Origin of the sequence: Crocosphaera sp. Alani8 (assembly GCF_038442745.1) — a bacterium.
Lineage (GTDB): Bacteria > Cyanobacteriota > Cyanobacteriia > Cyanobacteriales > Microcystaceae > Crocosphaera.
Window position 1 is genome coordinate 1 of sequence record NZ_JARVCN010000383.1, and the last position, 25298, is coordinate 25298.

Below are 25298 nucleotides of genomic sequence, written 5' to 3' on the forward strand. Positions count from 1 at the left end.
CTCTATAAAAAACCCCATCTTCATTCTCATAAATCATTCCTGATTGCTATAGTAGGAGTGTAATCGGTAACGGAAACGTTAAAAGTCATAATTGCTATCTTTGGTATTAGGATTTGGGTCTTTGAGATAAATGACTAGGATTTACCCTAAGTAAAATTTTGAGAAAAACAAAATGAAGCTACTTATCAAATAGCTAAAAATCTGTTAACACGCCATAAATTCAGCATTAAGCAGGGGTGTAACCTTTCGTTTATTGTGATTTCATTTGCTTAAGTTCCTAATATATTTCAAATCTTCAGCAGAAAAAATACAGGTTTATTCAGGAAAGTTCAGGAAAAAGTTCAGGAAAAGTTTAACCAGTTACCAGCCAGCACAACCTACCCTACAGATTTATTAGATGATATTTTCAATTTTGTGTCTGATAGCAGTTTTCAATTGGGTGTATCAAAATCTCGGTTTAGTGAGGGTGGGGAGTGTGGGAGGGGTGGGAAGTGCGGGGACTATTTTTCTTTGAGTTTGTAATCTATGCAAATGAAAATTGCTATGAGTAAATTTTAGAAGATGATGAAAATCTACACACCGCAAAATATATAAAAGAACTCTAAAATAAAAAATATTATAAAAAAGTGCAATAAATCATTTCTATAGCTTCCATAGCAAATAAAAAAGATGATCTTCAAGACAACACTTTTAAAAAGATTTTTAAACTAGCAAGAAGTTGTCGCATATTAATTTCACACATTTATTGTACTTTAACTATTCAAGTGGATTTCATATTAACTCTAATATCAAGCAAAATTTTTCTTAAGGTAAATTCTAATCTGCTCCTGGATCTTTTCAATACTATCTATGGCATCTATTGTTAATATTTTTCCGTTGTAAGATTGAAAAATTTGTTGATAATTATCTTTTACTTGCTGTAGTTTTTCTTGGGTTTCATAAACCTCTTTAAAGACAACATTATCAAGACGAGATAAAGCCATTTCTAAAGGAATGTCTAGATAAATTACCAAATCTGGGTTAGGGAAGCGTTTATTTAACCCATAGACAAAGTTAAATTCTTCGGCATTATTAGTATTATAAGCCAAAGAAGAAAAGTAATAACGAGTAGCAATTACGTGATAACTATCCTCTTTAATCAGTTTATAAACACCATTAACTTCATTGTATAAATGATCATGTCTGTCTGCAGCAAACAAATAAGCCATTTGTTGATCAAATTTGGTCTTGTCTTTGATGGCAAAGATGGGATCTTGCATTGCTTTTCTAATCAACTTACCAATGACTCCTTCTGTTGGTTCAGAACTAATAATTGCCGAATCCCCTTGATTGATGAAGTAGTGTTTCAGTAATTCTGCTTGGGTTGTTTTTCCTGACTTATCAATTCCTTCTAAAACAATAAATAAAGGTTGCATTATTTCTTGATTTTTCTCAAATTACTTTTACTAGATAAAAAACAAACAACCTTCATATTGCAAAAGCTGTTTGTCTTCTATAATCAACATAAAACTATTTAATAAACACCATAGTCATACCGATTAACGAACCAACCAATAAAGTTAGGCTACTCAAAGAACTAATAGCAAAACCAATCATTCTTTTCTCGGCAGCTTGATAGTATCCAAGAGCATATAAAATTCTGCCAAGTACCCAAACTAAGCCAATTCCTGCCCCACAAGTTGAGTTGATATAGAAACAAAATAACCATAATAAAGGTAGGAAAAATATTATCTGTTCTAGAGTATTTTGTTGAGTTCTTAATGCTCTTTCAAAATTAGGATCACCGCTAGTTGCAGGGGGCATAACTTTATACTTAAATCTAGTGCGGCCTACATTCATTGTGATAAGAAAATAGACGATTAATGCTAAAACTGTTACTATGCTGGGGTAGATAGCTTCCATTGCTTTTTAGTTATTAAATAATAAATTCCATGTCATCTTAGCATATTATATAATTATAGGTCAATTTTATTCTTGACTAATAATTATAGAGTTGCTCAATTAACTTTGATAACCACAGTTTTTTTCTAGTCTATAAAACTGTACTAAGATTCACAAATAAGTAAAAAACTAATTAATAATGGCAACTTATCCAGACCCAAACCAAACCTATCCTTTAAAAAACTACCAACATCTTTGCTTTCTGAAAAATATTATTAGTAATCCTAATATTATTGTGGGAGATTTTACCTATTATGATGACTTAGAAAACCCTCATGATTTTGAAAAGAATGTCTTGTATCATTTTGATTTTATTGGCGACAAATTAATTATCGGCAAGTTCTGCTCTATTGCTAGTGGGGTAAAATTTATTATGAATGGTGCTAACCATCCCCTTAATTACTTTACAAATTATCCCTTTGCCATCTTTGGTAATGGATGGGAAAATACCATGTCTGTTGAAGGAACCTCAAAAGGAAATACAACCATCGGCAATGATGTTTGGCTAGGCTATAATGCCGTAATCATGCCTGGAATAAACATTGGAGACGGAGCAATTATTGCTACTAATGCAGTGGTAACAAAAAACGTTGAGCCTTATACAATTGTCGGCGGAAATCCTGCTAAGATAATCAGAAAGCGTTTTAGTGATGAAGCAATTAGTTTACTTTTAAAATTACAATGGTGGAATTGGACAATAGAAAAAATAACCGAAAATATTCCCAACTTGTGTAGTAATAACCTAGAAAATTTAAAGAAACTAACTTGAGGAATTGCCAAAAGTGAAAAAAATAGAATCTATCAATATTCGACTTGCCCAAACCGAGGATGTAGAAACCCTTTTCCAGATTAGAACCAGTGTCAAAGAAAACTATCAGTCCCGCGAAGAAATCGCAGCCCTTGGCATCACACCTGCATCAGTAGCTAAAATGTTGCAGGTAGATTGTTGTGCTTGGATCGCTGAAATTGAGCAACAACCATTAGGCTTTTCTATTGCTAATCGAACCGAAAAAACGATTCTTGGACTTTTCGTATTACCCGAGTTTGAAAATAGGGGCATAGGTCGTGCCTTAATGGAAAAAACAGAAAATTGGCTTAAAAATAAAGGTGCTAAAGAAATTTGGCTATTAACAGGTAACGATCCAAAATTAAGAGCCTACGGTTTTTATCGTCACCTTGGTTGGATTGCTGTTGGGGTAGAATCAGAAGGGGCAATGAAAGGTGAAATGAAATTTGTTAAGCATATAGGGTAACTGATGAAAATCATAAAAACGATCCAAAGTAGTGTTTTGTTTACAATAGTTTGCTAAAGTAACTATTAAGCCTATCACTCGACCATTACCCACAAGCAAGAAAAACTAACGATCTATGCCAGGTGACTACTACGAAATTCTTGGGGTTGACCGTAACGCCAATAAAGATGACTTAAAAAAAGCTTATCGTCGTCTCGCGCGACAATACCACCCCGATGTTAATAAAGAAACAGGGGCCGAAGAACGATTCAAAGAAATTAACCGCGCCTACGAAGTATTATCCGAACCAGAAACCCGTAGTCGTTACGATCAGTTTGGAGAAGCAGGTGTCAGTGGTGCCGGAGGCTTCAACTACGGCGATATGGGTGACATGGGCGGTTTTGCTGATATTTTTGAAACTATTTTTAACGGCTTTGGAGGCGGCGCAGGAACGGGAGGAACCCGTCGTCGTACAGGACCGGCCAAAGGGGATGATCTGCGCCTCGATCTTAAACTAGATTTTCGTGAGGCTATTTTTGGGGGAGAAAAAGAAATTCGTATTCCCCATCTAGAAATTTGCCAAGTGTGTAAGGGAGATGGAGCAAAACCTGGAACTGGTGCAAAAATCTGTTCTACTTGTAACGGTCAAGGCCAAGTCCGTCGTACCACTCGTACCCCCTTTGGCAGTTTTGCTCAAGTATCCACCTGTCCCACTTGTAACGGTCAAGGACAGGTAATAGAAGAAAAATGCGAAGTCTGTAACGGTGCCGGACGCAGACAGGTGACAGAAAAAGTTAAAATAACTATTCCCGGTGGGGTCGATGACGGAACCCGTCTCAGGGTATCTCGTAAGGGAGACGCAGGGCTACGGGGAGGACCTCCAGGTGATCTCTACGTTTATCTGTACGTCGAACCAGATAAGGTGTTTACCCGAGACAAAATGAACATCCTCTCGGAGATTACCATTAGTTATCTTCAAGCCATTTTAGGATGTACCGTAACCATAGATACAGTGGACGGAGAACAGGAATTGACCATTCCTGCTGGAACTCAACCTAATACAGTCCTAACCCTAGAAAATCTAGGGGTTCCCAAACTAGGCAACGATGCTATTCGTGGTGACCATCTTATTACTGTAATAGTGGACATTCCCACTCGTATCAACGCAGAAGAGCGTGAACTACTAGAACAGTTAGCCCACATCAAGGGTCAAAGTCATGGCAAAGGCGGTTTAGAAGCCTTTTTAGGGAGCTTATTTCAAAAATGAACCTGCCAACATCGGATACGCTTTTACTTGATCTTCGGGGAACCCCTTGCCCCATTAACTTCGTTCGCACTAAATTAAAATTGGAGCAAATGTCCCCCGGTTCTCTGTTGGAAGTATGGTTAGATCCAGGGGAACCTATCGAACAGGTTCCCGATAGTTTAACAATGGAAGGCTATCATGTTGAAAACATTGATGACCGTCAGGGATTTTTCTCTCTTAAAGTTCGTCGTTCTTGAAATTGAGGTTGTTTTGTCTCTATTGATAGTTAAGGAGGTACGAAAAAAGCATTAGATTGGGTCACTTTTGGTTTAATACCATAAACAATATATTTTTCAATTGTTAGTGATTGTTGGAAAAAGTTAAAGATTGTATTATCTATATTTAAAAAAAATCAACTAGGGAATTTATCCCCCTTGTTCTTCCAGATTTTGTTATCTTTTTGAATGCCCTCATTACCAACGTAAATTCGATCTTAGGAGTTATGAGGGCTATTCTTCTTTGCTTCGAGGGGAGTTAAGTATTCTTTGAGGGTATGATATTTGTTAGAGACTTCTTAACTTAACCAACGACCATACCGAGGATTACTCGGTATGGGAATGCTAGGTGACAGATCTTCTATAATTTGCTCAAACAACTGTTCTAGATAAGCGGAATGCCCAGAAAGTCAGAAGGGCTGCTACTATAACCGCTAAGACAGAGATTACAAAGGGAACTGTCCATACTCCTACCATTGCTTGCCATTGAAACAGGATTCTCAATAGATGTAACAATCCAATTAAGGAAAAAATTACACCTGAAATTAGCAAATATCTCTTTTCATTCATGGTTCTTCCCTCCAATTACTTACTTTTTTTACAGAAAGAACTTTCTATCTCCATTATAGCAATCAGGAATTGATTCATGAGATATCTTTTTTCCCAGTGACCAATGACCAGTTATCCTTATAGTAGGACAACAATGAAGTTAATTCAAAATAGAATTGATAGTATACTTACACAATTCAAAAACAAAAGATGGACTAATTGCAACACTAAATTAATTTTTAGTTGGTCTACTCTCTTGATTTATGGATTTATTTTTTTCTGTAATTTGACAATTTTATCAGTTAATTCTTTTGCTCAACCTTTAGATATTTATCAAAACCCGTCGTTAACAATAGTCCAAAATGCTTGTGGAAATGTTGATGAATGTATGATTATATCAAGTACAGAACAAAATAATGATTCTGATCAATTAGAAACTGATTTAAGGACTTTGATCGAACACCAAATAAGATTTATTCAGGATCTGAGAAAAATTTATGGGAAAGACTCTTGGTCTAGATTAACTATAATTTTATTTATGACAATTGGACCGCTAAAAATAATTCCAGTGTTTACAAGACTGACTCAAAATGCCAGTAAAAAAATCAGAATACAACTAGCTGTAAGGAGTTTTGCTTTATCAACTTTGTCTATTTTTACAGTAGCTTTAACCAGTGAAAGTATCTTAAATAAGTACAAAATTAGTTTAAGTGCTTTAATAGTAGCCGCAGGAATTGTCTTATTTTTAATTTCACTCAAGATGCTTTTAGCTCAATATTTACCTCAAGAAAATAATCCCCTTCCCATACCCGAAGATCCTCTAACAGCATTAATTTCTCCACTTACCTTTCCGACAATTTTAACCCCCCAAGGTATAGCATTAGTAATGATTTCTATGACCGTAGCACAAAGACTTGATAACAATGCTAATAAAATTTTGGGTTTAATTATGATCGTCATGATTCTCAATTTGCTTTGTATGCTATACGCAAGACAAATTTTAATTTTACTCAAACCAACATTACTTCAAGTTTTAAATTTAATGTTAAGCATTGTTCAGTTAGCTTTAGCTATCTCTTTTATTTTTTCGGGGGTAACTTTACAAATACTTACAATTAACTACATTCTTAAACAATAAATGTTATTGTAATAAAGAAATTTTATTGTTATGTATTTTTCAAGTCAACTTTGCAGTGTTCATATATTTTAACTAACAGGAGATTTGAACATGACAAATAGAGACATTCATCTCTATACCGCTTCCACAATGAATGGCTGGAAACCAGTTATTTTTCTTGAAGAAGCTGGCGTAGAATATGACCTAACTTATATTGACTTTTCTAAGAAGGAACAGAAGTCTCCAGAGTATATTAAACTCAATCCTAATGGACGTATTCCCACAATTGTTGATCGTTCCAATAATGATTTTGTTGTTTTTGAGTCCGGTGCAATTTTATGGTACTTAGCAGAGAAATATAATAAATTTCTTCCGTCAGATGCTAACGAAAAATCCCGAACCTTGCAGTGGTTGATGTTTCAAATGGCTGGAATAGGTCCAATGATGGGACAAGCGATGTATTTTCAGCGCATTGCTGCTAAACAAGGTCATGAAGATGAGTTTGCCATCAGACGTTATGTAGATGAGAGTCGTCGCTTGTTAGAAGTTTTAAATACTCATCTTGAAGGTCGTCAATACTTGGTTAACGATGAATTCACCATCGCCGATATAGCAACCTATCCTTGGGCCAGAGCTTATTATTGGGCAAAAGTTTCTGTAGAGGGGTTACCTCATCTTCAAGCTTGGTTTGACCGTATTGATAAACGAGAAGCTACTCAACGCGCTCTGTCTATTCCTAAACCTTATTGGGCCTTTTTTGGTAAAGGGGATATTGAGGCTGTTGAACGTGAAAATGCGGCTAGATTTGAAAGTGATGTCAAAAAAACGTAATCTGAAATCGGGTGATTGTGTGCTTAATTTTTCCCTGCCTAATGCAGATGGGTAAGGTTGTAAAATTACAAGAATATCCTCTTGTTCATTGATAGTTAATCAACCGTGCATCCGACAAATCAGACTTGTGAGCTTAGGGTCAAAAACTGGTAAAATAAGTAAAAGTTATGCTAAAAACGTAGAATTTTAAACTTAATCTTTTTGAAAATATGCTGTCAGTTAATCAAAATCTTGGCCAACAAATCTCTAATAATGGTTTTGTTTTAATTCAAAATGTTCTCTCTAATCAAGAAATTAAACAACTTAGAAAAGTAGTTAAAGATCATTTTAAAAACAAAGGGGTTCTGACTAGTTATGGTTTAACTCAACCCAATGCTGCTGTAGCAGTTCCTCAGATTAGCCAACTATTTTATCATCCTAGAATCTTAGAATTGATGCGTCAATTATTAGGACAAGATGAAATTATGTTCACTAGTCATTGTGACGTTCACTCTCGTACTTTATCGGGTTGGCATAAAGATGATGGAATGACTGTGATGGAAGGAGGATATTTTGGTAAACCTACTTACGATCAGACAGACTGTCGTGTTTATAAAGTGGCTATTTATTTACAAAATCATGATAATAATAGGGGCGGTTTAACGGTTAGAAAAGGATCTCATCGATTTCCTGAACTGAATAAAGGAGAAGAAGTCTATCTTAAAACAAAACCAGGAGATATTGTTGTGTTTGATGTCAGATTGACTCATACAGGTCAACAAAGTATTACTCCCTTTCCTTTTTTAAAAGAACCCAATAGGGTTTTGCAAAAAGCTTTCTCTAAAACTTTAAAAGTTTCCGACAAACAATCCAAACAATATCTTAAAAATTTCTACGATACTCTATTAACTGACAGATTATCTATTTTCTTCACCTATGGATTGTGTGATGAATATACTAAATCTTTTGCTGTTGCTAATATGAAACGCCAATTATGTCAAGATGAAAATACTAAAATCTTTTTATCCCCAGAACTCAGACAAGAATTTTTAAACAATAAAGTTGTCTTAGCAGAGGATTATTTTACAGAACTCAAGCAAAATTAATTGTGTTGCTAAGTATACTCACATCTTGCACCTTTGATAAAACCGGCTAGTTTGTAAGCGTTCAGCTATCAGCTATCAGCCATCAGTTGAAACATATCAATCTCTATCATCTGCTGTGAGTGAAATTAAACATAAGCTTAACGCTTTCAGCTAAGAGATGAAAGCCGAACGCTGTGCGATAGCGCCGGAACGGAGTGAGGAACTGCTGATTGCTGACTAATTTAAGTTTTTATGTACTGATGCAAGATGTCAGTATACATAAAAAATCGGTTTGGTATTAGTTCAGTGATGACTCTCAAAAATAAAAAAATCCCCTTCTTATTAGCTCATTTTTGCTTTAAAGTAGGGGATTTTTGATCTGAAAACTACTCGTTTCCTTCTATGGGTGCAAACCCTTGACGTTGAATATTCTCGCTAATATGACGGGGTTCTAGGAACTGTAATAAGTAGTCTGGCCCCCCTGCTTTGGAACCCACACCGGACAACTTGAAACCTCCAAAGGGTTGACGGGAAACGATCGCCCCAGTAATGGTACGGTTAATGTATAAGTTACCCACTTCAAACTCTTGTTGGGCCCGTTCAATGTGTTCGGGACTGCGGGAATATAAACCTCCCGTCAAGGCGTAGTCGGTTCCGTTGGCGGCTGCTAAAGCTTCATCAAAGCTTTTTACTCGCATCACTGCAACCACCGGTCCAAATATCTCTTCTTGGGCGATGGTATGGTTGGGTAAGACATCCCCAAAAATAGTTGGCCCCACATAAAAACCGTTCTTGGGGGACTCCATTTGCAAGGCCAAGGTTGATTCTTGTTTGGCTATTTCTATGTACTCCAAGATCCGTTTTTGTGCGGTTGCGTCGATGACGGGACCCACTTGGGTAGAGGGTTGGTCGGTTGGCCCCACATTCAAGGACTTGGTAGCTTCCACAAAACGTTCTAAGAAAGCGTCGTAAACGGGGTCTAAAACGATGATACGGGAGGCTGCAGAGCATTTTTGACCCGTGTAGCCAAAGGCAGAATATACAGCCCCTGCTACGGCTTGATCTAAGTCAGCACTTTCATCGACGATAATAGCGTTTTTACCACCCATCTCTGCAATAACTCGTTTGAGATGTTTTTGTCCAGGTTGTAAAATGGCTGCATCGGCATAGATGCGACAACCTACTTCCCTCGACCCGGTAAAGGCGATCAAATGTACGTCAGGATGGTTGACCATATAGGCCCCCACTTGAGATCCCTTCCCAGGAACCAGTTGAAACACTCCTTTGGGAATACCGGCATCTACTAATATTTCGGCAATTTTAGCTGCTATAACCGTAGATGTTTCTGCTGGCTTCAATAGGGTACAGTTTCCTGTTACTAAGGTGGCTACAGTCATTCCGGTAGCGATGGCAAAAGGGAAGTTCCAAGGGGAAATAACTAAGGCGATGCCTCTGGGTTGATAATTATAACGGTTGGTTTCTCCTGCTACATCGTAGCTATAACCCTTGTCTAACCGTTCCATTTCATCGGCATAGTAACGGCAAAAGTCGATGGCCTCGGATACTTCTGCGTCTGCTTGTTGCAATATTTTACCCACTTCTACACAGATCCAGGCGGAAAGTTCATGACGGCGTTCTTCCATCAAATCACCTGCTTTACGGAGTATTCTGGCTCTTTCTGCAGCAGGAGTTTTTTTCCACCCTTTAAAAGCTTCTTTAGCAGCGTTTAAAGCTTGTTCTGCCTGGGAAATGGATATTAAACCAATTTGTCCCACCACTTCGGAAGATTTGGAGGGGTTAAGGGAGTCGATAATCACGTCTGTTTGTACATATTCACCGTCAATTAGGGGTAAATAAGTTTTTCCCAGGCTATCTTTAACTTTGGCTAACGCTTGTTGCCCTTTTTCCCGTAATATTTCCCGAGAATAATCTGTGTCAGGAGCATTGACAAATTCTTCTTTTTGTGCTTTTCGTTCTGTGCTTCCTGAAACCGTTGGCGGTGTGATCAATTCTTCGATGGGTCTTTCTTCTAAATTTTGGCGTAAGAAGGAACTATTAGCAGTATTTTCCAATAAACGACGTATTAAATAGGCCATTCCCGGTAATAAGTTACCGTAAGGGGCATAAACTCTCACTCGATGCCCTGTTTTAACTAACGCTTTGGCTAACTGATCCCCCATCCCATATAATACCTGCATCTCGAAGGCGCGAGAGGGGACGTTTAAGGTTTCAGCGATGGCGATCGCCCTTGCTTGCGATCGCACGTTATGGGAACCGATGGCAGCGTACAAATATTGATGATTTTCCAATAACAATTGGGTCATATCTTCGTAATTAACATCTGTAGCTGATTTTTGATTATAGACCGGTTGTGGCCAATGATTTTGCTCAGATTTAATTGTTTCTTGATCCCAGTATGCCCCTTTTACTAATCTAATAGTGATGGGAGTACCCCGTTGTTTTGCCCAAGCGATGAGATCGTGTAAGTCTTGTTTGGAGTCTCTTAAATATGCTTGTAAGGTAACACCAATGTCGCTACGGTTGCGAAATTCTTCTTCTAACAATAATTCTTTTAGTATAGATATGGTCAGGTCTTTGTAAACATACTGTTCCATATCGAAATGGATGGCAACCCCTAACTCTTGGGCGCGACGGAGTAAAATACGAATGCGATCGCAGACTTTTTCTTTACTTCCTTGGGGATCAATGGGATCAAACTGGGAATAAAAAGCGGTTAATTTGACCGATACTTGAACCTTAGATAAGTTTTCATTGCCTGCTGTGTCTATTTGCCCTACATTTGACCATTTTTTCGACTCTGCAGCCAATTTTTCCATCAAATTGAGGTAACTATCCAAGTAAGCTTTGGCTTCACTTTCAGTGATAACTGCTTCCCCTAATAAGTCAATGGTGAAACCCATTTTCTCTTTTCTGAGGCGTTCGACGGTTTTAATGACTTGGGGGATTGTTTCGCCAGAAATATACTTAAATGCTAAAGTTTCCACCCCTTTACTAATAGTTTCGGCGGCAATCTTTGCTGGAAGGGAATTATAATCAGTAAAGTTAAGAATACCTTTTAATGCGCCGGGTAATTCTACGGACTTATCCCCTAAGTATTGTTGCAGATGATGGGCTATTTCTGCATTACTTTGTAGTGCAGGTAATGTGTCGATAAAATGGAATAATTGTACCCGTAAACCAGGATTAGCCATAGCAAAGTCTAGGAGTTTATCATCCCAACGCATTTGGTCGCCTATCTTAGACCATAATGAGCGTTTTTCACGGGTTTGGGCGATTAATTCTTTAGCTATTTCCTGGGTTCGTTGTTCATAAGTTTTAGCATCAAGTTGTACTACCAAAATTTAATACTCTCCTATTTATCATAATGTGTGAGGCGTTGGGGAATTTTTAAGCGCAATGTTGAGTAAAAGTCTCTAAATTCTACTTTACTTACTTAATTTTACCTTAAGATTGTCCCGTGATATATATATGGTTACAGTGAAGGGTTTAATCTTATTAAGACTAAAATTCTAATTATAATTTTGTTGTGATTTAAATTTATTACCACAAATTGGACAATCATATAACCATGAATTTTTTTCAGGCTCAGATTTTTGATGAAAGCTATCTTTAAATTTAACTAAAGGATGCTCACCTTGACTTCCTTGACAATGAGTTATTACCCAAAACTCATGACAATTTTCACAAGAATAACATCTCCCTGCACTTTGACTGTAAAGTTTTTCTATCCCTTGATGTCCACAGGAAGGACATAAAGATTCAAAAGAGCAATGATAGTGTAAAATTAGTCTTAAAATTCTTTTAATTTGTATTTCTGAGGTGTCATCTGGTCGTAAAAAAATAGCCCCATATTTATGTCCGCAATATCCTTTCGCATCTGTTTCAACATCAGATATTAATTGATAAATTTTATCTCTCGAACCTTTGATATCATTATTATTGAGAATATGTTTCTTGATTTTTGAAAGTTTCTTGAAAGGTTTTTCCCCCCAGTAGTCAATTTTTTGATCAGGATGAAGTAAAAAACTAGCTTTTGATTGAAGTAATGAATAGTAACTATCTCTTGCTGTTCCTAAAACATCATCTATAAAATAGCTAATATCCCAATCACTATAATTTTTATATTTTGCATCAAAACAAAATTGTTTAATTGGTTGATTATTTTCTAATAACTGGATACGAATATCTGGCTTTTTATAGTTAGATAGTGAGTAGTAACTATCAGTGTCATACCAAAAAACAAGGCGATAATTATTATTATGACCAAATTCTAAAATATATTTCACATTTCTAGGTATTTCTACTTCATTTTTATTTATTTTTATCTTATCAAACAAAAAAGTATTATTTATTGGTCTCATATTAGCATAAACGATGAATGCTGTATAAACTTTAATAAAACACCAAATTTCATAAAGCTCATTAGTTGTTTTTATTCTTCCTTCATAAGTATTTTGTAAAAGATACAAAACTTTCCCAATAGGTTTTAAAACACCTCCTAAAGAGTTAGAAAATTTTGAAAAAATACTTCCATATCCTGAAGATCCTTGTAAACGAGATGAAAATCTAGGAAGTTTTTGAGGAGTTTTAATACTTTGTAAAAATTTAGATTTCCTTGCTTTTTTTGACCAAGCGATACAACCTTTTAATTGCTCAATCAGCTTATTGACTTCTACTTTTCTATCTAAACGTGATTGATTGATTTTTTCAATATTAGCACGTTCATTTCTTTTATATTTATTAAATTGTTTTATTTTTTCTTTATTTAATTCAGTATTTTTTATTCTTTCTTCAGTAGATCCAGTCTTTTTTTCTTCAATATTTAGATTAATGCTATTGATTAGCATTAAATCAATTTCTTCAAAATTTAATATTTCTAAACTATCTCCTAAGAGCGATGATAGTTCTATTAAATAAATATCTAGTAAATAACAAATAAACTCATTTTCAATACAATTATTAGACTCAATATTATTAAACCCTAATATCATTTTTTTATGAGGTTCTAACTTAGCTTTAATTAGAGCTTTTGGTGATTGACGAATTTTATCAATCCTGATGTGGTTAATTTCTTTAATTACAGTTTTTAACGATCTTTTTTCGAGGAGAGTCCAATGATTTTTAACAACTTGGTATAATTCTAATAATTCTGTTGCTCTCATTATTAAACCATTTCCAGGATACCATTGTTTCCCCATTCCTTCTATCCCAAATTTTTCACTTTCTCCTACTTCCATAGAATAGTGAGTACAGCTTACAGCAGAAAGAGCTAATTGACCAATTTCTTTGATCATTTGATTCAATTCTTTTTCTGTCAAATTACCGGGACTAATAACTAAAATTTGTTCATAAATAGTATTACCATTATCAACAAGAACTGCTTTAATATATCCAGAACCTGTTATTCTTTTCTTTTCATCTTCTATTTCATTTTTTTTGTTTATAAACTCTTGCCATGATATTTGTCTTTGTCTTTTCCGTTGATACAAATCATCTATTTGTCTCTTAAAATTGGTAAGTTGCCACTCGTTAAATGTTCCTGGAACTCTTTCTAATTCAAACTGTGGACTACTTTCAAGATAAACTTTTCCCTGATCATTTCCCTTGACTCTAACTCTCCAAAATTCCTTATATTGCTTAGTATATTGAAGTCCATCTTCATCATAAGGTAAAACCTCACCTGTTTTAGCATTAATAAACTCTAAACTTGATAATAATAAATTCATCTATTACCCCCAATAACTAACTAGCTGAATTTGTTGGTTTTCTGGCTCTGATTGTTTTTGAAGATTATCCAAAATATTTCCTAAATCATACTCTTCATATTCCTCAAGTTTTTGTAACCATTCCTGAAATTGCTCATTTTTTTCATTTTCTTTAAAAAAGTAAATTCTAGGCAAAATTTTAGTAAAGATAAAGTATCCAAAACATTCATTTTCTTGTAATCCTAATAACTTTCCAACAGCATTAAATATTCTATAGTCTTCTAAAACTCTATAACTTAAAGGTCTTCCTAATTGAGATTCACAGAAGTATAATTTATTCCATTCAACTATAGTATTCCAATTTTGAGAAACTTCTTGTTCTTCCAAGATTGTATTTTTATATTCTTTAATCTTCTTAATGATAGATTTAGTAGAAATAGATGGATAATCTTGATTACTTGACTTTGTTTTTCCATCAAAGTTGATCTCCAAATTTGCAGGTGGATAAGTGATAATAAAAGAACGATCTATTAATTTTGGACTTAAATCATAAGTTGTTTCATCAGAGTTGAGAGTGCCTAATAAGACTAAGTTATTGGGAATTGAAAATTTATAGCTAGGATAATTTTTCAATAGATTTTGAATTACTTTTAATCTTTGCTGACTTTTGAAATCTGTTGTTTCATGAAGATATAAACATTCTTGTTTGATACTTTCCCAAATTTCTCTAGAGTATAACATAAGTCCATCCTCTTTATTTTGTTGAGAATATTCTAACTGTGACAACACATCAGAAGCATAGTTTTCTATTTTTGCTAAGTTCAACTCATCTAAACAAACTAAATGTAATCTATTTTGATTGTTCCTCGCTTCATTAAGTGCGGTTAAAAAAGGTGCAGGACGAAAAATCTCTTGTAACGGGTCATAAAATCCTAATAAATCAGAAGGATCTAACCATGCTGGACGTACTGGTATAATATTAGATTTACCCCCTAGAATGGTCGCTGAATGCTTAATAATGCTTGTTTTTCCGACACCAACTGTTCCATTCAGTAAAACTAAACGACCTAAATATAAAGCACTAAAAATTGAAATTAAGTAACTTTTAGCAATTTGTTGGGTTACATATAAACCATTATTTTGTAAGTTATTAGTCCATTCTTGAGCAAAATTTTCAGGTAAATCAGATAACTGACTTTGATTGTTTTGTTGATTTTCTTCAGATGTTCCCAAAAGAATTCCATAAGGTTCTAATTGTTGAGCCATATTTTTCAATCGATGTTCATTTTTTTGATTCTCTTCATAATGTTCACGTACGATTTCTTCTTCTATTTTTAAGTCTTCTAAACGTTGGTTAATTTCAAGACTTCGTTCCTCAATTTCAATACTTTTTTGCTTAATTTCTTGCTCTAGTTTATTTTTGATCGTATTTTTAAAAGTAGATAATAAATTTTGTGCATTTTCTTCAGTAATATTTTGAATATTTATTGCGTTTTTACGCTTATGAATTTCCCACTGAGACTTATCCCACTGAAAAGAAACATAATTATCATTACTAATTTCTTGATCATTTATATCTCTTGGTGATTCTCCGAGATAACAAAAAAGGCTATCTATAAGTTCACCTTCAGAAGTAAACCAGTCTTGATTTAATGGTTTAATAAAACATATATAGTTACCATTTTTATCTGTTCTTACATGATTAACTATACCCGCTAATTGTGTTACTGGGAGAATAGGGATAGCATAGTCAAGGATCTTTAGCACATCATTATTGTCTAGCATTTAACTACTGATTTTTTTCTAGAATTTTCCTTTATTGTCTTTTTGTATCAAAAAATTGTGCTAATGACAAATCTAATTGAGGAAACTGAGGGGATATAATTTTGTTTTCTCCTAAAAATTCTCCTACTTCAATATATGTTTTATCTTTTATTTCTAATACTAATATAGTTCGTTTTTCAGGATCAATAATCCAATATTCAGGAATAGCACAATCTTGATACTGTATCCGTTTAGCAATATAATCTCTATGGCGTTGCAATTCCCCAGGACTAACAACTTCTACTATTAATAAAGGAGGCGGCATAAATAAACGAATGGTATTACGTTTTGCTAATAAATTGATATGTTCTTCTCGAATTATGGTAAGGTCAGGATAACGGTTTTTCGGTTCTCCTCTTACTTCTAATTCTAATCCTTGACCTCTAACCTGATCTGTCCCTAATAACAGAGCAAAAATAAGAAATAAACGATTGGCAATTTGCACATTAATTCCTGATTCTGGAGGCGTTTCAATTAATTCTCCATTAAATAATTCATACCATTTATCACTGTTGTCATTGTAAGCTAAATAGTCCTCAAAGGTTTGAAATTTAGGTTTAGTTTCTAACATAATTATGATTATTTAAGACTGTAGAATGGATAAGACGGCTATCATTTAGGTTATCATAAGTAGTTTCTTATCTGTGTTAACTCACCATTGATAGCGGTTAGTTTTTATCATAAATTTGATCCTATAAGAAAAATTTAATAAAAATAGAAGATTTTTTTGTAATAATTAGTGCAAAATAAGCATTTTTTAAGAGTTTATTCTGTTATAGTTGCTAGACTAGAGAAAGACAGTTACAAGTAATTTGTGATAACTGCTAACTGGTAACTGTTCACTGATAACTGATAGAGATTTAAACATAAAACATGATTTCTGATACCCTTTTATCTGTCTCCCCACAACAACAGTTTAACGGTGCAACCATTCGCCCCATCGCTGCCTCAGAAATTCATGGAATCGCTTTTTATAAGAATAAATTATATGCCCTAGATAACCGCAATGGTTATTTACTAGAAGTTGATCCCATCACCCATAACACCAAAGTTCTTAACACAAACCACTGGGAAGATTTTATTGGGGCCACAGGACTAGCGATCGCCGATAATCAACTGTGGTTTACCTCCCGTTATAGCGTTTATTATTGTAACTTAGACGATCCTGAGTTCAACTGCGAACTATTTACCCGACTTTCTGACCCTGCTAACGGTGTGGCTATCTGGGAATCAACTGTTTACATTTCCTGCCAAAGATCGGGGACAATTTTAGTTTTTGATAAAGAAAATGGCCAAGAAATTACCAGTTTATACGCCCCAGGAATTGGTGTTGAAAACATTACTATAAAAGGGGAAGAATTATGGGTTAGCGATACCTTAGAACAAAGCGTTTACTGTTTAGATCGGGCCACAGGAAAACAAAAATTTAGTTTATTAACCCCCTTTGAATGTCCCACCGGATTAACCTTCTATCACCATGCAGACACCGATCAACAAACCTTATATGTGTCTTATGTTAATCATGAACCCTACATCCGAGACAACCCTAACGCCGATCCTAACCACGAATTACTGTATCGCATAGAAACCTTTATCCATCCTTTATACTTCCGCTACTATCCCGACGATCACTACGCCCTTTCCAACGGTTACTTAGTGGAAATGACCTATGTAGAAGAGTTAGCCCCCCTCGATCCCATAGAATTAAAGAATCTAGAATGGCGTATTGCCCTACCTGCTGAAACCCACCGTCAAAAAGTTCGCCAGGTAGAACCCATCGGCCTACCCTTCACCGAGATCATAGAAAATAGTCAACGGGTTGCCGTGTTCAAATTTGATACCCTAACAGAACATACCCGTTGTATTTTTGGCTGGAAAGCCTTAATCGAAGTGTGGGGAATTAAATATAACCTCAGTCCTCGGGACTGCGAAAACCCCCCAGAAATGCCCCCAGAATACGGCGATCGCTACTTAGTAGATAACGACAATCTGGCCATGGACACCGACATTATCAAAAGGGCTGCCGTAGAAGCAGTGGGACGGGAAACCAACCTGCTGAGAAAAATCTATGGTATTCGTAACTACGTTTACGATCGCCTTTCCTACGGTATTAAACCCCATATCGATACCCCCGATATTGCCCTCAGAAGGGGTGTAGGATCTTGTGGGGAATACGTGGGAGTCTTATTGGCCCTATTCCGTCTAAATGGCGTTGCTTGTCGCACCGTTGGCCGCTACAAATGTCCTGCCACTGCGTTGGTTCATAATATCCCCCTCAAACCAGATTACAATCACGTTTGGCTGGAGTTTTATATCCCTGGAGTGGGTTGGTTACCGATGGAATCAAACCCCGACGACATCTACGAAGGAGGTCCCTATCCCACACGATTTTTTATGGGTTTAGCTTGGTACCACGCAGAAATGAGTAAAGGGGTTCCTTTCGAGAGGTTGATGATAGATGGAGTTGTCTTAAACAAACAACAGGTATCTATCGGTAACCTCGCCATAAACCATGTACAGTTCACTATTTTAGAGGAGTCTTCCCCTTCCTAAATAGAGTCACGGGTCAAAAGAAGGCAGGAGTTAAAAGGCAGGAGGCAGGAGGTTTTTTGTTTGCAAGAAGCTTGTACTCCCACCAAACCGACGCTTTCCTCTCGGATTTGAAATCCGCATCTTTAAGCGCATCAAGACAGACGGGACTTGTACCATGAGGGGGAAGGGATAAAGAACATTCCTCCTGCCTCCTGCCCTCTGCCTCCTGCCTTCCGAGGCAGAAGCCTCGGTTAATCTTATAAACTTATCTCTCGTAGATGTTTACGGGGTTTATAAGTACGACTATCCCTAATTTTTTCGTAATAGTTTCGTTCGATCTCCGTGGGGTTTTGGGGAGTATCGATGACAATTTTAACAAATTGATCCCCTCTCCCTTTTTTCGGGCTAACCCATCCCTTGCCACGCAACCGTAAAGACTGCCCAGAACGGACTCCTGGGGGAACTTTAACCGTTACTGTACCATCCGGGGTGGGAACGTCTATAGTTGCCCCTAAAACCGCCTCATCTGGGGTTATGGGGACTTCGCACACTAGGTTATCATCTTCAAACTTAAAAAAGCTATGGGGAGTCAATTCCACATTCAAATACAAGTCCCCTCTATTTTGGGCGTAGGGACTACTTCCCCCTTTCCCACGAACACGGATACGACTACCGTTTTTTGCCCCTGGAGGAATGCGAACATCAATCACCTCGTTGCCCAAATTAAGGCGTTTTTGTACCCCCCGAAACGCCTCCGATAAGCTTAGTTTGAGAGTAGCTTCTCGGTTAGAGGCCGGAGTTTGGTTGCCAAAACCACCGCTATATCCACCATACCCCGTCCCCGGACTACTGTAGTTGTAGCTTCCCGTTCCTCCGGGGGTAGAGAACTTGCCTAATAATTCGTTGATAAACTCTTCAAAATTACCGTATTGACTAAAATCGAAGTTGCCCATGTCTACGTTAGCACCGGCACCGGGCCAAGTGCTTTGACCGGACTGTTTCCAATACTGACCAAACTGATCGTATTTCTTCCGTTTTTCAGTATCAGACAACACTTCGTAAGCTTCGCTGATCTCTTTGAAACGTTCTTCAGCTTGCTTGTCATCGGGGTTTCTGTCAGGATGATATTTAACCGCTAATTTGCGGAAGGCTTTTTTGATCTCGTCTGCGCTGGCATTTTTATTGATGCCCAATGTGGCATAGTAATCTTTGTAATCCATATACCCTGTAGAATTATCTTTGAAAGTATTGTCCTATATATCAATAATAATCTCTGAAGCCCCTGTCGAGGGTAAAATAAAAGTTGTTAACCGACAAACTTGAGTTAAATATTGGATACTATCAACGTACGTCTTGCCCAACTCGGTGATGCTGAAGACATCGCCGTTTTTAATGGAGTCATGGCAAAAGAAACGGAGGGTAAAACATTGTTACCGGATGTGGTTTTAGCTGGAGTCAATACTTTATTAAAAAACCCGTCACAAGGGTTTTATGTTGTGGCTGAAATGGATTTTAAAGTAGTTGGATGTTTGATGATTACCAAAGAGTGGAGTGACTGGCGCAACGGAGTATTTTGGTGGATTCAAAGTGTTTTTGTTAAAAAAGAATATCGTCGTCGTGGTATTTATAGTAAGATGTACGGCTTTATAAAACAACTTGCCAGGGATCAAAAAGATGTCTGTGGTTTTCGATTATATGTTGAACAAAATAATACCATAGCCCAGGAAACCTATGGCAAATTAGGAATGACACAATTACCATACCTCATGTTTGAAGAATCAAAACTTAATTAATTTCCCATACTTAGGATACCAAATACGATTTAAATACCCCCTAACAACTGTGTCATTTATTTTGTGTACTAACTTATTATTTAGTAAACTTTTTCAACTGCTTTGATGCTAGTTCTATCTGTTAAAATTTCGTAGCCTTTTGCTGTCACTAATACGGTGTGTTCAAATTGTGCCGATAAACGATTATCAACTGTTACGACAGTCCAACGATCTCGTAAAGTTTTAGTATGTTTTGATCCCTCATTAACAATTGGTTCAATGGCTAAAGTCATACCTTCTTTTAGCTTAACATTGGGAATTTCTCTAGTCCGATAATTAAAAACTGGGGGTTCTTCGTGTAGGTTTTTTCCCACACCATGACCAGTATAACCTTCTACTACAGAATAACCGTATGTTTTTACAACATCTTCAATAGCACCGGCAATGTCTGCTAAATATTTTCCTGCTTTTACTTCATTAATTCCTGCGTATAAAGCTTCCTCTGCTGCACGAATTAAACGGGAAGTTTTTGAAGATACTTTATCAACGGCAATGGTAATACAAGAATCTCCATGATACCCTTCATAATAAGCCCCAGTATCTACTTTGAGAACATCCCCCCGGCGAATTCTCCTTTTAGCACTAGGAATGCCATGAACTACCTCATGATTGATACTGGCACAAATCGATCCAGGAAACCCATAATAACCTTTAAAACTGGGAGTTGCCCCCATTTCTCTAATTCTTTTTTCTGCATAATTATCTAAATCCCCTGTGGTCATTCCCGGTTTAACTATTTCTTGAATTTCTTTGAGAACTGTTGCCACAATTAAAGAAGATTGACGCATAATAGCAACTTCTTGAGGGGATTTTATTTGGATACCTCGACGGCTTTTTCTTGTTGTAGGTAACCCTATTTGCTCTGTTGTTTTAGTTGACTTGGGTGCAGAAAAAAGCTCAGTTAAAAAATTCATGTTTTAAAGGGTTATTGGACAAATCTTATTTTATCCTAAAATTGCAAGTCTATAGGGACTCTACCTGCATTTTCTCTGGGTGCATAGATGCAATTAGGGTTTATAGCAGTTTTCAATTGGGTGTATCAAAATCTCGGTTTAGTGAGGGTGGGGAGTGTACTTCGACTTCGCTCAGTAACAGGGAGGGGTGGGAAGTGTGGGGACTATTTTTCTTTGAGTTTGTAATCTATGCAAATGAAAATTGCTATTAGGGTGTAGGGTGTGAGAAACATAATCATTATGAGTATGATTAATAATTTATGTCAAAATTGTTCAACCGTTCTGCTAAAATCTTGGTGGCTTCTATCGTGTTGAGCAATGGCAGGAAATCGCGCAAGAATTGCAGTGGACGCTATGGGGGGAGATCACGCTCCCCAAGAAATCGTCGCCGGGGCGATTCGGGCATCAAAAGAGTTAGACGTAGAAATTTTACTGGTGGGTAATCGCCCATCCATCGAAAAATGTCTACAAAATCACAGTCAGTCCCCTGAAATAGAGATCGTAGACGCAGAAGGAGCGATCGAAATGCACGAAGGGATCTCAGAACTTCGGCGCAAACCTAAAGCCTCCATCAATGTGTCAATGGATCTAGTCAGAAAAAATCGGGCAGATGCGGTGATATCAGCCGGTCATTCTGGGGCAGCAATGGGGGCAGCCACCCTGAGATTAGGTCGTCTCAAAGGCATCGATCGCCCTGCGATTGGAACCCTATTTCCCACCCTTTTAGCAGGAAAATCCGTAATCGTTCTCGACGTGGGGGCAAACGTCGATTGTCGCCCCAAATACCTAGAACAGTTTGCCCTGATGGGAACCATTTACAGCCAGTATGTAATGGGAGTAGAACAGCCAAAAGTGGGCTTACTGAACATCGGGGAAGAATCCAGTAAAGGCAATGATCTCGCCTTAGCCACCTACAAACTATTAGAAAACAACCCAACCATTCCTTTCATCGGTAACGCCGAAGGCCGAGACGTACTCTCAGGGAACTTTGATGTTATTGTGTGTGATGGTTTCGTCGGTAATGTGCTTCTAAAGTTTGCCGAAGCAGTAGGAGAAATCGTCTTACAAATTATGCGGGAAGAACTCCCCCAAGGATGGCGTGGAATACTAGGTACTGCCGTTCTTAAACCCAATCTGAAAAACCTCAAACAACGGATCGACCACGCGGAACACGGTGGAGCATTACTATTTGGGGTAGGAGGAGTCTGTATCATCAGTCATGGTAGCTCTCGTGCGCCCTCCATTTTCAACGCCATTCGCCTCGCTAAAGATGCGATAGATAACCAAGTATTAGATCGCATCAAAGTCTCTCAAAAAGACCCCATCCCCGACACTGTTCAAGCCTCAGTGGAAAAATAATGGGATAATAAGTAAACTCATTCAGTCCAACTCGGCTGAACTTTTATAATTGTTTTAAATTATGAGGGGGAAAGGTTATTGAAAGCGATCGGCGTAAGCATTATAGGTTGCGGTTCCTCTGCACCCGAGCAGGTGATGACCAACGACGACCTCAGTCTTTTGGTCGAAACATCTGACGAGTGGATTCGCACTAGAACAGGAATCCGTAAGCGACATTTAGCAACAACAGATTTATCCTTGAGCGAACTCTCAGCACAAGCGGCAACCCAGGCCATTGCTATGGCCAACCTGACTGCAAATGACGTGGATTTAATTATTTTAGCCACCTCCACCGCAGATGATCTGTTTGGCAGTGCAGCTAAAGTGCAAGCTATTTTACAAGCAAATCGGGCAGTGGCCTTTGATTTAACCGCAGCTTGTTCGGGTTTTGTGTTTGGATTAATCACCGCCAGTCAATTTATTCGCACTGGGGTCTATAAGAATGTTTTAGTGATCGGTGCCGATATCCTTTCCCGTTGGGTTGACTGGTCAGATCGCAGCAGCTGCGTCCTTTTTGGGGACGGTGCAGGGGCTGTGTTATGTCAAGGTAGCACCGATGAAGACCGTTTATTAGGGTCTGCCATGTACAGCAACGGTGAGCAACACGAGGCCCTCAATATTGGCTATGATGGCACAGGTAAAAAGCTGAAAGATGGTATAACTGTCAATCAAGGTACCTACAAACCCATTACCATGAAAGGACGAGATGTTTACCGTTTTGCCGTAGAAAAAGTCCCAGAAGTGATAGAAAAGGCACTTTTCAACGCTCAATTGACCACCGATGATGTTGACTGGTTAATTCTCCATCAAGCCAATCAAAGAATTATCGATTCCGTGGCTAAACGTCTCAAAATTCCCCCTCAGAAAGTGATTGCCAATCTAGATGAATACGGTAACACTTCTGCTGCTTCTATTCCCCTCGCCCTAGACGAAGCCGTAAGACAGGGAAAAATTAAGCCTGGTGAGATTATAGCTAGTTCTGGGTTTGGTGCTGGTTTAACTTGGGGAGCGGTTATTTTTCGTTGGGGAATTTGAGCAAAGCTAAAAAATTTTAAGGTTTATATAGAGGTAGAAAATGATGAAAACAGCATGGGTATTTCCCGGACAAGGATCGCAAGCAATAGGAATGGGAGTAGATTTGGCAGCAACACCGATGGGAAAAGACCGCTTAATAGAAGCAGAAACAATTTTAGGTTGGTCGGTGTTAGATAAGTGTCGCGGAGAAGAAACAGAGTTAGCAAACACTCTCTACACTCAACCCTGTTTGTACACCGTGGAAAGTATGTTAATCGACTTGTTGAAAGATAAGGGTCAAAAAATAGATTTAGTTGCTGGCCATAGTTTAGGGGAATATTCCGCTTTATATGCGGCTGAGGCCTTTGATTTCGTCACGGGTTTAAATTTGGTTAAACGTCGGGCCCAGTTAATGAGCGAGGCTGCTGGGGGCAAAATGGCCGCTTTGATGAAGTTCGATCGCTCCCAGTTAGAAGCTGCGATCGCAGCCATTCCTGATGTGGTTCTCGCCAACGATAACAGCGATCAACAAGTGGTTATCTCTGGGACTCCTGAAGCAGTGGATAGACTGTGTTCTCAGGTGAAAGTTAAACGCGCGCTCCCATTAAAGGTATCTGGGGCTTTTCATTCTCCACTAATGGCCGAAGCGGCAACACAATTCCAACAATTGTTAGAAGAGGTTAACTTCACAGATGCAAAGATTCCTGTTCTCTCCAATGTTGATCCCACCCCCCAAACTTCAGCAACGATTTTAAAAGAACGTTTAATCCAACAAATGACGGGATCTGTGCGTTGGCGCGAAATCATGTTAGCCTTGTCCCAACAGGAGATTACTCAGGTTTTGGAAGTGGGGCCAGGTAAGGTCTTAGCTGGTTTGATTAAGCGCGCTTGTCCTGAGATCGAGATCAACAATGTGGCAAGTCTTAATGACTTCTAAGCTTCAATTTTGCTATCATTAGGGAGCAAAGTACGGGATGTAGCGCAGCTTGGTAGCGCACTTCGTTCGGGACGAAGGGGCCGCTGGTTCGAATCCAGTCATCCCGATGTTATCGTATTTTACAGTGACTTATTACTTGTCATCGATGACAGATTAGTTTTGTTAAGACAGTTTGTTCAATTAATCTTTTTATGTTGTGTTTACTAATTTGGATTAATTCTTCATTAGTTTTAAAAATTACTAACCAAAGATTTTGTTTTTCGAGTTTGCTTTGTAACCGTTGTTGAAGTTTTAACCAACACTTGTAAATGTAATCAGCTAATGCGATCGCAACTTGTATAAAACCACCCAGATAGTCCAATCAAACAAGGGTCTTTTCTAAGAGGTTCGCACAGTTTCTTGATAATTTCGGCTTTTAGCTTACTTTCAACTTAAGTTATGTACGGCTAATGTGTAATCGGAGGGTATAGATAGTGATTTATAGTAGTGAGCTGGGTAAGCTAAAGATGATTGTGACTTTTCAATTTGGAAAAAAATATCTGCCAATAATAAAGAGAATTGGATTTAGGATAGAACCAAAATTTCACCCTTATACTAATATACTTAAAAAATGAAAATTGACCGTCTACTACGACAAATTGATATTGGCGAAGATCAAGAATATGAGTTCAAATCGGCTGATGGTGGATTACCTAAAGATATCTGGGAAACTATTTCAGCTTTTGCAAATACTGATGGTGGTTATATTATTTTAGGAGTTATTGAAAAAAGAGATAAGTACCTAAGCAAAATTAATTGTATAGTTTGAGCCAAAGTGTTTGAGAATA

At 37.4% G+C, this 25298-nt stretch carries 21 protein-coding genes and 1 tRNA gene; 14 read left to right on the forward strand and 8 right to left on the reverse strand.

Annotation, left to right across the window (positions count from 1 at the left end; genetic code table 11):
* Positions 1-788 precede the first annotated feature (788 nt).
* Entirely contained in the window at positions 789-1415 is a 627-nt protein-coding gene (gene tmk / locus P9B04_RS19165) for a dTMP kinase (RefSeq protein WP_342056573.1), read from the reverse strand.
* Positions 1416-1509: 94 nt separating this feature from the next.
* Complete coding sequence (locus P9B04_RS19170) at positions 1510-1902, reverse strand: MAPEG family protein (RefSeq protein ID WP_342056574.1); 393 nt, start codon at positions 1900-1902, stop codon at positions 1510-1512.
* Between the two features lie 178 nt (positions 1903-2080).
* On the opposite strand from P9B04_RS19170, the gene P9B04_RS19175 reads away from it, so the two are divergent.
* The 7 genes from P9B04_RS19175 (at position 2081) to P9B04_RS19205 (ending at position 8276) form a co-directional block, all read left to right on the forward strand.
* The gene (locus tag P9B04_RS19175; RefSeq protein ID WP_342056575.1) at positions 2081-2710 is read left to right on the forward strand and encodes a CatB-related O-acetyltransferase; all 630 of its coding nucleotides are present in this window, start codon (positions 2081-2083) and stop codon (positions 2708-2710) included.
* Positions 2711-2723: 13 nt separating this feature from the next.
* The gene (locus tag P9B04_RS19180) at positions 2724-3194 is read left to right on the forward strand and encodes a GNAT family N-acetyltransferase (RefSeq protein ID WP_342056576.1); all 471 of its coding nucleotides are present in this window, start codon (positions 2724-2726) and stop codon (positions 3192-3194) included.
* A 115-nt stretch (positions 3195-3309) separates the two neighbouring features.
* Positions 3310-4440 (forward strand): molecular chaperone DnaJ, encoded by a 1131-nt coding sequence (dnaJ, locus tag P9B04_RS19185; RefSeq protein WP_342056577.1) that lies wholly within the window; start codon positions 3310-3312, stop codon positions 4438-4440.
* On the forward strand, positions 4437-4676 hold the full coding sequence (locus P9B04_RS19190) for a sulfurtransferase TusA family protein (RefSeq protein WP_342056578.1): 240 nt from the start codon (positions 4437-4439) through the stop codon (positions 4674-4676). The genes dnaJ and P9B04_RS19190 overlap by 4 nt, the downstream gene beginning before the upstream one ends.
* Positions 4677-5397: 721 nt before the next feature.
* Positions 5398-6381 carry a MarC family protein gene (locus tag P9B04_RS19195; protein WP_342056579.1) on the forward strand — a complete coding sequence of 328 codons (984 nt, stop codon included), beginning with the start codon at positions 5398-5400 and terminating at the stop codon, positions 6379-6381.
* A gap of 90 nt (positions 6382-6471) precedes the next feature.
* Positions 6472-7191 (forward strand): glutathione S-transferase family protein, encoded by a 720-nt coding sequence (locus P9B04_RS19200; RefSeq protein WP_342056580.1) that lies wholly within the window; start codon positions 6472-6474, stop codon positions 7189-7191.
* Positions 7192-7400: 209 nt separating this feature from the next.
* Positions 7401-8276 carry a phytanoyl-CoA dioxygenase family protein gene (locus P9B04_RS19205; RefSeq protein WP_342056581.1) on the forward strand — a complete coding sequence of 292 codons (876 nt, stop codon included), beginning with the start codon at positions 7401-7403 and terminating at the stop codon, positions 8274-8276.
* 365 nt (positions 8277-8641) lie between these two features.
* On the opposite strand, the gene pruA is transcribed toward P9B04_RS19205, so the two are convergent.
* The 4 genes from pruA to P9B04_RS19225 form a co-directional block, all read right to left on the reverse strand.
* The gene (gene pruA, locus P9B04_RS19210) at positions 8642-11614 is read right to left on the reverse strand and encodes an L-glutamate gamma-semialdehyde dehydrogenase (RefSeq protein ID WP_342056582.1); all 2973 of its coding nucleotides are present in this window, start codon (positions 11612-11614) and stop codon (positions 8642-8644) included.
* 171 nt (positions 11615-11785) lie between these two features.
* A complete protein-coding gene (locus tag P9B04_RS19215; protein ID WP_342056583.1) occupies positions 11786-14002 on the reverse strand; it encodes a nuclease domain-containing protein in 2217 nt (738 codons plus the stop codon).
* Positions 14003-14005: 3 nt separating this feature from the next.
* Positions 14006-15766 carry an AAA family ATPase gene (locus tag P9B04_RS19220; protein ID WP_342056584.1) on the reverse strand — a complete coding sequence of 587 codons (1761 nt, stop codon included), beginning with the start codon at positions 15764-15766 and terminating at the stop codon, positions 14006-14008.
* A 31-nt stretch (positions 15767-15797) separates the two neighbouring features.
* Positions 15798-16376 carry a Uma2 family endonuclease gene (locus P9B04_RS19225; RefSeq protein WP_342056585.1) on the reverse strand — a complete coding sequence of 193 codons (579 nt, stop codon included), beginning with the start codon at positions 16374-16376 and terminating at the stop codon, positions 15798-15800.
* 302 nt (positions 16377-16678) lie between these two features.
* Here P9B04_RS19225 and P9B04_RS19230 point away from each other — a divergent pair, with 302 nt between their 5' ends.
* Positions 16679-18358, forward strand: a complete 1680-nt coding sequence (locus P9B04_RS19230; protein WP_342056586.1) for a transglutaminase domain-containing protein — start codon at positions 16679-16681, stop codon at positions 18356-18358.
* A 236-nt stretch (positions 18359-18594) separates the two neighbouring features.
* Here the strand turns inward: P9B04_RS19230 and P9B04_RS19235 are convergent, their stop codons facing one another.
* Positions 18595-19557, reverse strand: a complete 963-nt coding sequence (locus tag P9B04_RS19235; protein WP_342056587.1) for a J domain-containing protein — start codon at positions 19555-19557, stop codon at positions 18595-18597.
* Positions 19558-19668: 111 nt separating this feature from the next.
* Here P9B04_RS19235 and P9B04_RS19240 point away from each other — a divergent pair, with 111 nt between their 5' ends.
* On the forward strand, positions 19669-20130 hold the full coding sequence (locus P9B04_RS19240) for a GNAT family N-acetyltransferase (protein WP_342056588.1): 462 nt from the start codon (positions 19669-19671) through the stop codon (positions 20128-20130).
* Positions 20131-20210: 80 nt separating this feature from the next.
* Here the strand turns inward: P9B04_RS19240 and map are convergent, their stop codons facing one another.
* Positions 20211-21083 (reverse strand): type I methionyl aminopeptidase, encoded by an 873-nt coding sequence (gene map / locus P9B04_RS19245; RefSeq protein ID WP_342056589.1) that lies wholly within the window; start codon positions 21081-21083, stop codon positions 20211-20213.
* A gap of 357 nt (positions 21084-21440) precedes the next feature.
* On the opposite strand from map, the gene plsX reads away from it, so the two are divergent.
* The 5 genes from plsX to P9B04_RS19270 all read left to right on the forward strand — a co-directional run bounded on the left by plsX (position 21441) and on the right by P9B04_RS19270 (position 25279).
* The gene (plsX, locus tag P9B04_RS19250) at positions 21441-22481 is read left to right on the forward strand and encodes a phosphate acyltransferase PlsX (protein WP_342056590.1); all 1041 of its coding nucleotides are present in this window, start codon (positions 21441-21443) and stop codon (positions 22479-22481) included.
* 135 nt (positions 22482-22616) lie between these two features.
* Positions 22617-23555: a beta-ketoacyl-ACP synthase III gene (locus P9B04_RS19255; protein WP_446718021.1), complete on the forward strand. Its 939-nt coding sequence runs from the start codon at positions 22617-22619 to the stop codon at positions 23553-23555.
* 43 nt (positions 23556-23598) lie between these two features.
* On the forward strand, positions 23599-24471 hold the full coding sequence (gene fabD, locus P9B04_RS19260; protein ID WP_342056593.1) for an ACP S-malonyltransferase: 873 nt from the start codon (positions 23599-23601) through the stop codon (positions 24469-24471).
* 33 nt (positions 24472-24504) lie between these two features.
* Positions 24505-24578, forward strand: a tRNA-Pro gene (locus P9B04_RS19265).
* 503 nt (positions 24579-25081) lie between these two features.
* Positions 25082-25279 (forward strand): AlbA family DNA-binding domain-containing protein, encoded by a 198-nt coding sequence (locus P9B04_RS19270; RefSeq protein ID WP_342056592.1) that lies wholly within the window; start codon positions 25082-25084, stop codon positions 25277-25279.
* Positions 25280-25298 lie beyond the last annotated feature (19 nt).